14 protein-coding genes are annotated in these 14,461 nt (G+C 53.4%); 11 read left to right on the plus strand and 3 right to left on the minus strand.

All coding sequences use genetic code 11. The features are described 5' to 3' along the window. Positions 1-2: 2 nt before the first annotated feature. A complete protein-coding gene (locus tag BN4_RS07190; protein WP_015414713.1) occupies positions 3-1,022 on the plus strand; it encodes a methyltransferase in 1,020 nt (339 codons plus the stop codon). Here the strand turns inward: BN4_RS07190 and BN4_RS07195 are convergent. The 3 genes from BN4_RS07195 to BN4_RS07205 form a co-directional block, all read right to left on the minus strand. Then, entirely contained in the window at positions 1,014-2,279 is a 1,266-nt protein-coding gene (locus tag BN4_RS07195; protein ID WP_041720787.1) for an EAL domain-containing protein, read from the minus strand. The two genes, BN4_RS07190 and BN4_RS07195, sit on opposite strands and share 9 nt — an antisense overlap. Positions 2,280-2,400: 121 nt before the next feature. Next, positions 2,401-2,733, minus strand: coding sequence for a P-II family nitrogen regulator (locus tag BN4_RS07200; RefSeq protein WP_015414715.1), 333 nt, complete (start codon positions 2,731-2,733; stop codon positions 2,401-2,403). Between the two features lie 41 nt (positions 2,734-2,774). Further along, positions 2,775-4,133 (minus strand): ammonium transporter, encoded by a 1,359-nt coding sequence (locus BN4_RS07205; RefSeq protein WP_015414716.1) that lies wholly within the window; start codon positions 4,131-4,133, stop codon positions 2,775-2,777. Between the two features lie 541 nt (positions 4,134-4,674). Between BN4_RS07205 and BN4_RS07210 the strand changes: the two genes are divergently transcribed. The 10 genes from BN4_RS07210 to BN4_RS07255 all read left to right on the plus strand — a co-directional run bounded on the left by BN4_RS07210 (position 4,675) and on the right by BN4_RS07255 (position 14,457). Continuing rightward, a complete protein-coding gene (locus BN4_RS07210; RefSeq protein WP_015414717.1) occupies positions 4,675-5,472 on the plus strand; it encodes a 2-amino-3,7-dideoxy-D-threo-hept-6-ulosonate synthase in 798 nt (265 codons plus the stop codon). Positions 5,473-5,488: 16 nt separating this feature from the next. Further along, on the plus strand, positions 5,489-6,472 hold the full coding sequence (locus BN4_RS07215; RefSeq protein WP_015414718.1) for a 3-dehydroquinate synthase II family protein: 984 nt from the start codon (positions 5,489-5,491) through the stop codon (positions 6,470-6,472). Between the two features lie 133 nt (positions 6,473-6,605). Next, positions 6,606-7,697 (plus strand): prephenate dehydratase, encoded by a 1,092-nt coding sequence (gene pheA / locus BN4_RS07220; protein ID WP_041720788.1) that lies wholly within the window; start codon positions 6,606-6,608, stop codon positions 7,695-7,697. Beyond that, positions 7,694-9,034, plus strand: a complete 1,341-nt coding sequence (gene aroA, locus BN4_RS07225; RefSeq protein ID WP_015414720.1) for a 3-phosphoshikimate 1-carboxyvinyltransferase — start codon at positions 7,694-7,696, stop codon at positions 9,032-9,034. Before pheA ends, aroA begins: the two co-directional genes overlap by 4 nt. A 34-nt stretch (positions 9,035-9,068) precedes the next feature. Further along, on the plus strand, positions 9,069-9,842 hold the full coding sequence (locus tag BN4_RS07230; protein ID WP_015414721.1) for a prephenate dehydrogenase: 774 nt from the start codon (positions 9,069-9,071) through the stop codon (positions 9,840-9,842). Positions 9,843-10,049: 207 nt separating this feature from the next. After that, a complete protein-coding gene (locus BN4_RS07235; protein ID WP_015414722.1) occupies positions 10,050-11,507 on the plus strand; it encodes an anthranilate synthase component I family protein in 1,458 nt (485 codons plus the stop codon). Continuing rightward, positions 11,488-12,078: an anthranilate synthase component II gene (locus BN4_RS07240; RefSeq protein ID WP_015414723.1), complete on the plus strand. Its 591-nt coding sequence runs from the start codon at positions 11,488-11,490 to the stop codon at positions 12,076-12,078. The genes BN4_RS07235 and BN4_RS07240 overlap by 20 nt, the downstream gene beginning before the upstream one ends. Then, positions 12,065-13,072 (plus strand): anthranilate phosphoribosyltransferase, encoded by a 1,008-nt coding sequence (gene trpD, locus BN4_RS07245; protein WP_015414724.1) that lies wholly within the window; start codon positions 12,065-12,067, stop codon positions 13,070-13,072. Before BN4_RS07240 ends, trpD begins: the two co-directional genes overlap by 14 nt. After that, on the plus strand, positions 13,062-13,832 hold the full coding sequence (locus BN4_RS07250; protein WP_015414725.1) for an indole-3-glycerol phosphate synthase TrpC: 771 nt from the start codon (positions 13,062-13,064) through the stop codon (positions 13,830-13,832). The genes trpD and BN4_RS07250 overlap by 11 nt, the downstream gene beginning before the upstream one ends. Before the next feature lies 1 nt (position 13,833). Continuing rightward, a complete protein-coding gene (locus tag BN4_RS07255; RefSeq protein ID WP_015414726.1) occupies positions 13,834-14,457 on the plus strand; it encodes a phosphoribosylanthranilate isomerase in 624 nt (207 codons plus the stop codon). The last annotated feature ends 4 nt before the right edge of the window (positions 14,458-14,461 follow it).

Here is a 14,461-nt window from a genome sequence, read left to right on the forward strand (position 1 = left end):
TTATGTCTTTTCCCAATCCAAAAGCATCCCTGGCCCCGATCGAAAACACCCTGATGGAAGCTGTCAGTGCCCACGCAATTCTCGATTCCATCGAGTTAGGCATTTTCGACCATTTGAACGAGGCTCCTCTCACGGCTCATGGTCTTGCCGAAAAACTGGGGTTGAAAGAAAAGCCTCTTGAAGCACTGCTTGACGTACTGGTCACCAAGAAACTTCTTGAACACCCCGGTACTGAGTACGCCAATAGCCTCATGGCTCAAGAATACATGGTAAGCTCCTCCCCTCTTTTTCAGGGAGCGGCCATGACCATGCAAGCCCGATTCAACGAGACAATGCGACAAGGTTTTAGAAACATCCTGAAGGAGGGATCGCTCAAACGGAATGAGGTGGATGAAAATTGGGGGGAGTACGAAACAATGCTGGGAACCTATCAACATGCACTGAACGGTCAGATACAAGGAACAACAGCATACCTGGCAGCACTCCCGGAATTCCCTTCTTTTCGCAGCATGGCAGACGTCGGCGGCAACCATGGGCAGTATTCCATGGAACTTTTGGAACGAAACCCTGACTTGAAAAGCACTCTCTACGACTTTCCGGCAGTTGTTTCAGCCGCCTCCCAACGCTGCAAAGACAGGGGTTTTGCCGACAGGCTGACGTGCACCGAGTTTGATCTTCGCGCAGACGCGTTACCCCGGGACTCCTATGACCTGATTTTCTTCTCCCATATACTGTACGGCTGCAAGGACGATTTGCACTCGATTTTCACAATGGCCAAGAATGCCCTGAAAACTGGAGGATGCCTCGTCAGCCAACATTTCGCCCCTGAAGGCGGCGCATCTGAATTGTACAAGACCAATGTGGAACTGCTGACAAGACTGCTCGGCTACGACACCCACTTCATCGCTCGTGCGGAATTGGAAGACGCCTTGCTCAAGACTGGGTTCGGACAGATGGAACACACATTCACTGGCGTTGACGGACAGAGCCTCCTACTGATCGCTCGAAAGTCCTCAACCTGACTCAGCTGATGATGCCCCGCAGGAGTCTGAGTTTTGTCGCCCCATATCCACGCAAAGGATACGGTGATCCCGACTGCCTTTATGGTAAAAAACCTGAGCGATGGTGGTGCAAAGATTACCCGAAGCCATCGATATATAAGGAGGAGTTGTAAACTTCTCAAGCCCGGCCTGGATTGGCAGAAAGTACTCCTTGAGTGAGTGATCTGCGCCAATTCGGGCCGGTTCATAGAGGAACCGCTTGCTTTTACGAAGCTTGTCAGGATTGCATATGGTATTTGAAACCTGCCTGCCCTGCATATCAAGCACATAGAGGCACTCAACATTTGGATAATTCGCTATAAATTCAGACAAGCGATGGTCAATTTCACGGGATGGACGGTTTGCCAGGCTTTGACACATCGTGAGTACAATATGGTAGAATCCGGAAAAAAGCTGTTTTTCCTCTGCAATACGGCGGGTCTGATTATCCCTGTATTTTTCTGCAAGAGCATCAATCTTGTTGGCCATACACGGAACTGCTGACAGGCCCGGTGCTGGCCGGGCAAAAAAGAATCCCTGAAAGATATCAATACCATTGCCAAGCAGACACATGGCTTCATTGCTTGTTTCCACTCCCTCGGCAAGTACCAGACAGCCAAGGCGGCTCGACATCTGCACAAAACTGCGCACAACCTCCAGCTTGTGGAACTGTTTATCCACTCCGGAAACAAGAGATCGGTCAAGCTTGATGATGTCCGGCTTGAGCAATGGGATCCGATCCAGATTAGAGTAGCCCGCGCCGACATCATCCAGCCCGATGAGAAAGTTCTTTTTACGATAGAATCGAACGAACTCCATAAGCGCATTTTCATCTTCGCATCGCGATTCAATGATTTCTATAATGACATTGTTCGGGCTGATCCCACAACGCTTGACGAGTTCAAGCAGATGATTGGACCCGCGAGTCATGCTGTTGATGCAGGACGCATCGATATTCATGGAAAGCATGACACTTTTGTCACGACGATGAAGCGTTGCAAATGATTCCACAGCCTTTGTCCGGCAGACCCGATCAAGAGCAAGACGGGACACCCCGTCCCGAGCCTGATCAAATAAAGACGTAGGAGGTATAAGCTCGCCACTCTCTGGGTCAAATCCCCGACTCAAGGCTTCCAACCCGATGACAGCCTTGCGCTTGAGCGAGACCTGCGGTTGAAAATAGGTGAGAATCCGTTCATTCTCAATTATGTCATGAAGGCTGGGTGCTGTGGTCGCCATTGAAATTACATATGACTGACGGAGAGTCGTCTGTGACAGGCTGCTTCGCGTTCGGTTGGAGTTTTGAAAAGGCCGGGACGGACTCGCCGCCCCGGCCATATCGGTCTCTTGACACTCAGTTTTAAAGGATACCGTCTTCGGCGGTTCTGATACGCAGCGCCTTGGCAAGCTCGGTGACAAAGATGACACCATCGCCTTCGCTTCCGGTCTGTCCTGCGGTCTGAATGGCCTCTATGGCTTTCGCCTCGAAGTCGTTATTGACGCCGATTTCAAGACGAACTTTCTTGAGCAGGTTCACTTCCATCTGGACGCCACGGTAGGTTTCGGTAAACCCTTTCTGACGACCTGATCCCAGGATATTTGTCACGGACATGGAGTATATTTCCTTGGCGAACAAGGCTTGCTTCACGTCATTGAGTTTTTCAGGTCTGATGTATGCTATGATGAGCTTCATTTTTTCTTCTCCTTATAGTGTCTGGTGATCGAACTTCGCGCCTATTCGTTGCTGAAGAGCTGGAATCCGTTGTAGGACTCGGAGCCGTGCTCAGCAATATCCAGACCCTTAAGTTCTTCTTCCTTTGTGACACGCAGGCCAAACAACCCCTTGACGACAGACATCAAGATGTAGCCAGTACCAAATCCCCAGACGAAGAAGACACCGACACCTATGAGCTGAACACCGAGCTGAGCGAAACCGCCGCCATAGAACAACCCACCATCAAGATTGAATAAACCGCAGGCAAGCGTTCCCCATGCACCGCACACACCATGAACCGAAGAGGCTCCGACGGGGTCATCGATCTTGAGAACCTTGTCGATGAATTCAATGGAAAGGACAACCAGGCAACCGGCGACCAGGCCGATGGCGATAGCACCGCTGGGCGAAACAGTGGCACAACCGGCAGTGATACCCACCAGACCAGCCAATGCTCCGTTCATGGTCATGGAGATGTCAGGCTTGCCGTACCGGAACCAGGAGATGAACATGGCACCAAGGACACCGCCAGCAGCAGCCAGGGAAGTATTCATGGCGATCAGACCAATGGTGTCATCAGCAGTGGTGGTGGAACCGGGATTGAATCCGAACCAACCGAACCAAAGGATGAAAACACCCAGACCAGCCAAGGGGATGTTGTGACCAGGAATGGCATTGGCTTTTCCGTCTTCGGTGTACTTGCCGATACGAGGACCAAGCACCAATGCTCCGGCCAGGGCAATCCAACCACCGAGAGAGTGAACGACCGAGGAACCGGCAAAGTCACAGAATCCAAGGCCTTCCAACCAACCGGCACCGTCATCTCCAAGCCACAGTGAACCCCAGGCCCAGTGACCGGACATTGGGTAAATGATAGCGGTAATGACAATGGAAACAAGAATGTAACTGGAAAATTTGGTCCGTTCGGCCATACCACCGGAGACGATGGTCGCGGCAGTCGCAGCAAACACGGACTGGAAGAACCAGAAAGTGTAAGACCAGGGCAGGTCGGCAGCAGACACACCACTCAGGGCGTAGCCGGAGGTGCCGATAAATCCGCCTGCATCCAGGCCGAACATAACGGCAAAACCGAACAGGAAAAAGACGACAGAACCAACTGCGAAATCCAGAAAGTTCTTCATCATGATATTACCGGCCGATTTTGCACGGGTGAACCCGGCTTCGACACAACCGAACCCGGCCTGCATGAACATGACCAGGATGGCGGCAACAAGTGTCCAAAGGATGTTACCATTGGACTGGGTGAGGTACTCTACCTCTTCTGCATGAGCAAGGGTCGGGGCAAGGGCAACCACTATGGCTGCCATCGCGACAACGGCCTTGCTAAACGTAGGGGTCGGGGACTTTCTCAAAAACATTACGATACTCCTCCTTGAAGTGGAATGCGTTTCTAACCTGGCTCCCTTCTATCAAGACCCGTGCCAAACTGCATTTTCATTGCTATTCATGTAAAACAGCCAATTCAAAGACGTATGAAACCTTACTATTTTTGCAAATTTGTAATTTATTACATTTTTGAAGTCTCTAAAATATACAAAAATTGTCAACTCAGTATTCAGAAGAAAAACAAACAGGGCTTACTTGTATATAAGGTAATAGAAGACATCTATTCGAAATCGCAATTATTTTTATATTGACAGAACATTATCGGAGGGGATATGAATTTTGCATGAATTCCACCATTGCCTCCCCAACATACTTTTCCTTCTTTTATTTTGGATATTGGTATTGCCGCGCTCGCGGTCTTGGGAGAGGTGCACTGTAACCAACTGGTGGATACAAGCAGAACAAAGAACCTCTTCAAGGGCCGCGGGCGAAAGCCGGCGGCCCTTGTTTTTTTATCTCCCGCCGGTTTCATGAGAACCATGGTCCGAGAGAGACAACCACTGGAGAGAGAAAATGCACATAGGCAAAGCTATCAGGCTTGAAAGAATCGTTAATCGTAACACAGGCAGAACCATAGTCGTCCCCATGGATCATGGAGTCACTGTCGGCCCCATTGATGGACTGGTGGATATGCGCGAAGCTGTCGGCAAAGTTGTCGCCGGTGGAGCCAATGCAGTCATTGAGCACAAAGGGCTTGTCCGATGTGGACATCGTGCTTCCGGCAAGGACATTGGCCTCATCGTCCACTTGTCAGCATCAACCAGCCTTTCTCCTTACCCCAATGCAAAATCCCTGGTCGCCTCGGTTGAGGATGCCATCCGACTCGGCGCAGACGCCGTCTCCATTCACTGCAACCTCGGTGACGAAACCGAATCCGCCATGTTGGCCGATTTTGGAATGGTGGCTTCGAAAGCATCCAATTGGGGCATTCCGCTCCTGGCGATGGTGTATGCCCGCGGACCTAAGATTTCCGATGAATACGACCCTGCCGTCGTCGCTCACTGTGCCCGCGTCGGCACGGAACTCGGGGCAGATATTGTCAAGGTTCCCTACACTGGAGATATCGACACCTTCGCCAAAGTATGCGACGCCTGTTGTGTCCCTGTCGTCATCGCTGGCGGGCCAAAACTCGACAGCACCGAGTCCTTTCTCCAAATGGTGCATGATTCTCTGGAGGCCGGAGGCGCAGGGCTCTCCGTCGGGCGCAACGTCTTCCAGCATGAGGATCCCACCCGTCTGGTCGAAGCACTGAACATGATCGTCCACGCTGATGAATCCGTGGATGTCGCCCTCAATTACCTCAACGGCTAACCAACGGAACTTCTCCATGAAAAAAGTCATCTTCAAATCCGTTCCCTTTGACAAGAACCTGATTACTCTGGCCCTGGAATCCGGGGTGGACGCTGTCATGGTGGACGAGGCCCACGTCAAGGATGTGGAAGCTCTCGGCCGTGTCACCGTCATCACTCCTGAGGCCATGCCCGTTGTCGAACTGACCCAAAAATCAGACGAGGACATTGCAATCAAGGGCATTCTGGATGGTAAGGACATTGTCCTGAAAAAGGGGTGGGAAATCATCCCGGTGGAAAACATCCTCGCGCAGGTGGACACTCTGGCTCTGGAATGCGAAAATTATGACCGAGCCATACTGGCAGCAGGCATCCTGGAACGAGGGTGTGATACTGTCGTCGTCCTGCCTGAAGGTGCTGCCGATCTCAAGCAAATTGTCGCGGAACTCAAACTGTCGCAGGGAACAATGGAGCTTCAAGTCGCCACAGTTACAGCCATTGAATCAACAGGACTCGGGCATAGAGTCTGTGTGGATACTATTTCCATGCTGAAAAAAGGCCAGGGAATGCTCATCGGCAACTCCTCGGCCTTTTCTTTTTTGGTTCATGCCGAAACCGAATCCAACCCCTATGTGGCGGCACGCCCGTTTCGGGTCAACGCCGGGGCAGTCCACGCTTACGCGCAGATGCCGGGTGACAAGACCACATATCTCGAAGAACTCGCGGCAGGGACTGATGTTCTCATTGTCGGCGCAGATGGAGCCACCTCATTGGCTACAGTTGGCCGTGTCAAGGTCGAAGTTCGCCCCATGCTGCTGATCAAGGCGGAAGTCAAAACCGAAAACGGTATCAAGGAAGGCCAGGTCTTTTTGCAAAACGCCGAAACAATTCGGGTTGTCAGCGACAAGGGTGCCCCTGTCTCTGTAGTCACTCTTTCCGTTGGTGACAAAATCATGGTCAAGACTGACGAAGCCGGTCGTCACTTCGGTATGCGGATCAAGGAAGAAATCGTCGAGGGATAAATCTCTCATGGTCCCGGTCCCTGAACCCCAGGGACCGGGAAACTCTCACAAACACTTTTTTGCAGTGCTTTCATCAAAAAATCTGACGCTGAAATCAGAACAGGAAAGCGGACTGGAGAAACTCATGGGCGACATGGATAAGAGCGATATCCCGGATTTGACAGACCTCAGAGTCAAAATTGACAGCCTGGATAAACAGATCGTGGACCTTCTCAACCAACGAGCCAGGGTAAGCCTCGGCGTGGGCCGTTACAAAGCCGCCCACAATGAGCCTATCTACAAGCCGTTTCGGGAACAGGAGGTCATGGACAAAATTGCAGACTCAAGCCCTGGCCCGCTTCCCGATAAGCACCTCCGTACCATTTATCGGGAAATCATGTCTTCATCCCGTCATTTGCAACGCCCGGAACGAGTCGTTTACCTCGGCCCCGAAGGAACCTTTTCCTATTTTGCCGCCATTGAGCACATGGGCAGTTCCGCAGCCCTGACCCCCAAAGGGGACTTCGAAGAAATATTTCGTGCTGTTGCGGAGGAGGGAGCCGAACTTGGCGTCATCCCGCTGGAAAATTCCATTGAAGGCACTGTCGGACAAGTCGTCGACCTGTTCATGAAATACAAAGTCTCTATCCAGGCCGAGGTTTTCAGTCGCATCAGCCACTGCCTGATGTCCAATGCCGACCGCATAGAGGATGTGGAAGTGGTTTACTCCCATCCGCAACCTCTGGGTCAATGCAGGGACTGGCTCCGCACGCACCTGCGTGATGTGCCGACTATTCCCATGGAATCCTCGGCAGAAGCCGCAGAGGTGGTCGCGGGCAAAAAAGCCGCAGCCGTGGTGGGCCATGCCAAGCTCGCCGACATGCACGGCATGAATATCCTGGCGCAGTCCATTGAAGACCTGCCGGACAACTGGACCCGGTTCCTTATTATCGGATCGTCGCCTTCCCAGGAAGACAAACGGGACAAAACGACCATCCTGTTCACCCTGCCGGACAAGGCAGGTGCCCTGGCACGCGTTCTGACAACCATGGCACACCAGAGCATCAATATCACCAAACTGGAATCACGCCCGTTTCGTGGAGAAAAATGGAAATATGTTTTCTTCGCTGATCTCGAATGTGACCTTGGCGCAGAACGATACGAAGACGTTCTCGAAGATATCCGACAACAGTGCCACACACTTCGTGTGCTTGGAACCTACCCCACCCAGGAGGAAAGACAATGACCCAGGAACCGATCGTCATCAATGCGCCGCCCAGCAAGTCTCTGTCACACCGCACCCTCATTGCGGCGGCCCTGGCCAAGGGCACTTCCGAAATATCATCAATCCTCGTCTCCGATGATATTACACGCACGCGCAATTGTCTCACTGCCTGCGGGGCTGCCATCGAGGAAAAAAACGGCAACCTCATTGTGACCGGCATGGAAGACGGGCCCAAAGGAGGCAATGCCGACGGCAAGCACAAAGGGGAAAAGCCCCATGAACTTTTCATGCACGAATCCGGTACTACCTGCCGTCTGATGACCGCCGTGGCCGCCGCCGGGCATGGGACTTTCCATGTCCACGGAGCACCCCGCATGCATGAACGTCCCATGGGAGAGCTGACCACAGCCCTTGTGCGGTTGGGGACCAAATTTGACTATGAAGAGCAGGAAGGATTCCTCCCCTTCGTCATGAAATGCAAAGGGTACACGAAAAAAAATGTCGATATAACACTTGAGGAAAGTAGCCAGTACCTCTCGGGCCTCCTCATGGGTGCTCCCATGGCAGACCACGACGTGACTATCACCATAACCGGAAACAAAGCCGTCTCTTGGCCTTATGTGGCCCTGACCCTGCGAATCATGGAAGATTTCAAGGTCAGCTTCACCGTTGAACAAAAACGTGAAGGGACATGGCAGGAAACCCCTTGGCGCTGCGTCAAGGGAATCACTCCTGGCACCATTCGATTCGTGGTTAAGCCCACAGGATATGACTGCTCTGATTATCGGGTCGAAGGCGATTGGTCCAATGCCAGCTATTTTCTCGCCGCAGGAGCTGTGGGGAAACGTCCAGTATTGATCAAAGGACTGGCTGCGGATTCGTTGCAGGGAGATCGTGCGATTCTGGATATCCTCAGCCAGATGGGAGCATCCATCAAAGTCAATTTTGATGGTATCCTGATAGAGCCGAGTTCCTTGCGCGGCATTCAGGTCGATATGGGACGTTGCCCGGATCTGGTCCCGACTGTGGCTGTGGCAGCCGCATACGCTTCTTCACCAACGACCATAGAAAACGTGGCCCACCTGCGGATCAAGGAAACCGATCGTCTCGCAGCCTGCGCCAAGGAAGTGGCTCGTACCGGAACCTCCACTGAAATACGTGAAGATTCTCTGATTATTCGCCCTGGAAGACTGCCCAAGGGGCACACCATCGACTTTACCACATACGGAGACCACCGCATGGCTATGTCCATGTCCATCTTCCAACTGGCGGGAATTGATGTATCACTTGACAATCCGACCTGTGTCGGCAAATCATTTCCCGGATTCTTCGATGAATGGAACAAGATCATCGGATAATGCACATTCCAATGAGAAGGCACTGGACACATCAATGAATATCGTGGATTGCAAAAAAATCGCCATAGTGGGCGAAAGCGGCCAGATGGGAAGCGTTTTCAGGAGCGCCTTCACCCGATTGGGCTGCGATGTCGTTCCGTTGAACCGCCCGTTTTCGGATGCGGAAATCCGCACGGCACTGGATGGATGCGACCTGCTTATCCTGAGTGTTCCAGTCACTGCCATGGCAGGAGTGCTGAAACAGGTCAAACCGTACCTGACCCCTCCCACCATTCTCTGTGATGTCGGATCGGTCAAGATCCTGCCCATCAAGTCCATGCTCGATGCATACGATGGCCCCATAGTCGGGACACACCCGCTCTTCGGCCCGGTGATTCCCCAGGGGTTCACTCCCAGAATCGCCGTTGTTCCGGGAAGAAAGAGTGACACCGATGCAGCCACAAGGGTCTCGGCCCTGATGGAATCATGCGGTTACTCCTGTTTCGATTCCACGGCTGAAGATCACGACCGCGCCATGGCATTTATCCAGGGGCTGAATTACACGTCCACTGTCGCTTTTCTTGCTGCGGCCCGAGATGTGAACGGCATAGAAAATTTCATCACGCCATCCTTCAACCGCAGGCTTGACTCAGCCCGGAAGATGCTGACCCAGGACACCGAGCTTTTTGAGATCATTTCTGAGGCAAATCCGTTTTTGCAGGAAGTGAACCGCTCATTCATGTCTTACCTCAGCCTTGCCGCTGGTGGAGATCTCGACCTTTTGGCCAACCGCGCACAGTGGTGGTGGCGTCACGAACAAACATATTAGGGGTGCGGTCAAAAGCCGGACGCATTGATTACGACGTAACCGAAGCCGCACCCATCCAAAGGGTGTGGCTTCATTTTTTTAGGGAGAACAGTCATGAACGGAACGTGAAAGAAAGCGGAAAATCGGAAAAAAGTAAAAGGGTGGCAGGTCATACCTCGCCCCTACCATTAAAAAAGCATCAAACATATTTTTGCAAGGATACATTCAATGGAAAAGATTTCACTGAAACAGCATGGGAAATGGCTCCCTGCTGATGTGCAAACCACCATCAGTCTCTATATGGGATTGGTTGGCGATCAGCCTGGGATACTGCTCGAATCAGCAGAAGTTGACGGGCGCCTGGGACGGTACAGTCTTATTGCCTGGGATTATCGGCTGGTGCTTCACCCCGTGGATGGCAAACTTGTCGTTGAAACCACTGACGACCGCCTGGCTCCTCTCAAGAAACTGGAAGGAATGGAATACCTCTCCGGCGTCAAAAAAGCTATCGAGACCATCTCCATGGAGCAAACCGCCGAAGGGGGCAATAACCGGGATCGTCTTCCGGGACTCACCCGAGGGCTATACGGTTATTTCGGCTACGGCGTGGCAGGAATGTTCGAACGCAAACTCACGAAATTCTGCAAACCGGCCGATGCCGAGGCATGCCTCGTTCTCCCCGGCCAACTGGTTCTTTTTGATCACCTGCGCCACTCCTGCTGCTATCTGAGCCTTGATGAAGGGGCCACACCGACTCCTGCACCGGTCCAGTGGGGTGCGGACCTGACTGCACCCGAGGTCGGGGCACCCACTATCCATCCCGGCAAGGAAGAATACATGGCGGGCGTGGAACGATGCAAGGAACTCATCGCTGAAGGCGAATGCATTCAGGTGGTCCTTTCCACCCGCTTCACCGTGCCTGTGCCGGACGAACCATTCAAGATATACCGCCGCCTCAGGCAGGCCAACCCCTCGCCATTCATGTTCTACATGAAATTCCCGGACTGTGCGTCCAAAGGCACAAGTTGCGGAACCACCCTCCTCGGTTCATCCCCTGAAATGATGGTCCGCAGTGTGGCAGGCGAACTGGAAGTCCGCCCCATTGCAGGAACTCGCTGGAGGGGGGAGACCGAAGAAGAGGACCGCCGTCTGGCAGAAGAACTGCTCGCCGATCCCAAGGAATGCGCCGAGCACGTCATGCTCGTCGATCTGGGACGCAACGATCTTGGCCGCATCTCCAAGCCGGGAACGGTCTCGGTTGAGCAGTTCATGAACGTCGAACGTTTCTCACACGTGATGCACCTGACCTCCTATGTGGAGGGCACGCTCAAGGAGGAACTCAACGGAATTGACGTTCTTCAGGCAACCTTCCCGGCCGGAACCCTGTCAGGCGCTCCCAAAATCCGCGCCATGGAGATTATCGCCGAACTGGAACCGCAGGAACGCGGTCCTTACGGAGGCTGCATCGGATGGATGGGGCTGGATGACGGAGAGGTCAGTTTGGATACAGGTATCACTATCCGCTCCATGTGGATTCGTGATGGTCTGTGCCATTGGCAGGCTGGAGCCGGAATCGTGTATGATTCCAACGCCGAATCAGAGTGGAACGAGTGCCAAAACAAGGCGCGCGTGCTTTTGGAAGTCATTTCCGGCAAGGGAGGCACTGATGTTTTTGCTGATCGATAATTTCGATTCCTTCACTTTCAATCTGGTGCAGGCATTCCAACAACTCGGGTCTGATCCGACTGTCGTTCGCAATGACAGGGAAGAGCTGCTGGCTCTGGCAACCTCGGGCACACTCGAACGGGTCTGTCTCTCCCCTGGGCCGAGCAACCCAGCGAATGCAGGCTTCTGCCTGGAATTTCTGGCTCGATTGCCCAAGGAAACCCCTGTCCTCGGCGTCTGCCTCGGGCACCAAACCCTGGGACATTTTGCGGGAGCACCGGTCAAAAGGGCAGAAAGGATCATGCATGGAAAGACATCCCGCGTATTTCATGAAGGGAAAAGTGTCTTTGCCGGAGTGGAATCCCCGTTCACCGTCTGCCGCTACCATTCACTGGTCGTTCCGGCAGAGGATGCAGCGGAGATGCTTGAAGTGACAGCCACCACTGAGCGGGGCGAAATCATGGGTATTCAATATAAAGACCGCCCCTGGCACGGCGTGCAGTTCCACCCGGAATCCATTCTGACGCCCCAAGGCCCTGCCCTGCTTCGCAACTTCTTGAACATGAAAGGATATGATCATGACAATTCCTGAAATACTTGAAATTCTTGCCACGCGACATTCCCTGACCGACGAACAGGCTGACTTCATGTTCACCGAGCTTATGGACGGCAACATGACCGAAGCACAGACAGGCGCTTTCCTTATGGGGCTGCGGGCCAAGGGAGAGGACTCCACAGACCTGGCCGCAGGAGTGCGCGCAGGCGTCGCCCATGCCAACAAGATTCCGGGCTTCGATGGCTCCCGTAAGGAACCGGTTGTAGATACCTGTGGCACAGGCGGTGACGGACAATGCAGTTTCAACAACTCCACTGCCGTCTCCCTGTTTCTCGCTGACATGGGCTTTACCGTCGCCAAACATGGTAACCGGGCCTTGTCCTCTTCCTGCGGATCTGCCGATGCTCTGGAAGCTCTCGGCATCCCACTGGACCTGTCTCCCGAGCAGGCAGCCAAAGGACTTGAGAAGCACCACTTCGCCTTCCTCTTCGCCCCAGCGTATCACCCCTCTTTCAAGTACGTCATGCCCGTGCGTCAGCAACTCGGCATCCGCACCCTTTTCAACTTCATGGGGCCGCTGCTCAACCCAGCCAGACCATCCCATCAGTTGCTCGGGGTAGGCGACCCGGACAAACTTCACCTCATGGGTGAAACCTTACTCCTGACAGGAGTAAGACGCGCGCTGATATTCTCCGGCGCAGGCGGCTTTGACGAACTCACGACCTGGGGCATGAACCGAGGCTATATCGTCAACGACGGTGTCATGGAAAAAACTGTCCTTGACCCTGCCAAACTCGGCTTTGCCGCGTACGATCCAAAGGATGTCCGGGTAGAAGGAAAAGCCGATGCAGTCGCACGACTGCGTACTATTCTGGAAGGCAAAGGCCCCCAGGCCATGATGGACATGGTGGCCCTGAATCTGGCAGGGTGCCTGCATCTTCTGGACAAGGGCACTATGGCTGAATGCGCCGATATCGCCCGTGATGTCGTCAATCAAGGACTGCAAAAAGGAATTCCGTATGTTGGATAAATTCAGGGAAGCAAAGCAACTGGAAATCGACTCTCTCCGAAAAGACTTCATGGAGGGTCGCGTTCCTGCCGCCTATCAGGGTGAACGCCCATCATTTGTCGAGGCCATCAGGGCAAAAGGGCCGGGAGCGGTCATTGCCGAATTCAAGCCCGCCAGCCCGAGCAAGGGCATCCTGCGGGAGAACCTCAATCCTCTCGATTATGCAGATATGTATGCCGATAACGGCGCAGCCGCCATCTCGGTGCTTACTGAGCACAAATACTTCAAGGGAACCCCGGATTTTCTGTTCATGATGAACCAGCCCGGTATCCCCCTGTTACGCAAGGACTTCATTTTCGACCCGCTCCAGGTCGCCATGACGGCATCCAGCCCGGCTTCGGCCGTACTCCTCATTGCACGCATGTGTGATAATGCGACCCACCTCAGCCAACTCATCGAGATCGCCCGGATGCCCGGTCTCGCTCCGGTCGTCGAAATATTTGACCAGGCAGACCTCGACATGGCCAGAGAAGCTGGAGCCGACATCATCCAGGTCAACAACAGAAATCTCGACACCCTTGAGATATCATTGGACCAGGCTCGCAACTTCATCGCCCAAAAGCGGGAAGACGAACTTTGGATCTGCGCCAGCGGAATTTCCGAACGGAAACAGGTCACCGAAATGGCTCAGCTCGGATACGATGCCGTGCTTATCGGCACCTGCCTGATGGAAACAGATGATCCGGCCGCAAAATTGGCTGAACTGACGGGAGCGAAATAACATGGCACGCCCTGTGGTCAAGGTGTGCGGCATGACCCGCATGCAGGATGTCGAACTCTGTGTCGAACTCGGCGCGGATCTGCTCGGCTTCATCTTCCACCCCAAAAGTCCACGCAACGTCGACCCGGACTTTGTGGCCTCGGTCAAAACCGGTGTCACTAAAGTGGGTGTCTTCGTGAACCAATCCGCCACCGAGATCAACGAGATCATGGAACGGTGCGGACTCCATGCCGCCCAATTGCACGGCGGACAGGATGTGGACTTCTGCGAAAGCATCGGCCCGGATCGAGTTATCCGGGTCTTCTGGCCGAGTACGTACACCTCGACTCACGCACTGATACGTGACCTGGACAATTATGCCGAGGTCTGCGGACACTTCCTGCTCGACGCAGGGTCGACCGGACAGGGAGGAACAGGGCAAACCATTGATTTTAGCGTTCTCCAACATATTGAAATACAGACACCTTGGTTCCTTGCAGGAGGTCTGAATCCCCAAAATCTGGATTCAGCTCTTGCTCTCAACCCTCCTGGACTGGACATCAATTCCGGAGTGGAGTCGGGACCAGGCATCAAAGACGAAACCAGACTGCGGGCCATTTTCGATCGCCTCGCACAACTGGATTAAGGAT

Origin of the sequence: Pseudodesulfovibrio piezophilus C1TLV30 (genome assembly GCF_000341895.1) — a bacterium.
Classification (GTDB): domain Bacteria; phylum Desulfobacterota; class Desulfovibrionia; order Desulfovibrionales; family Desulfovibrionaceae; genus Pseudodesulfovibrio; species Pseudodesulfovibrio piezophilus.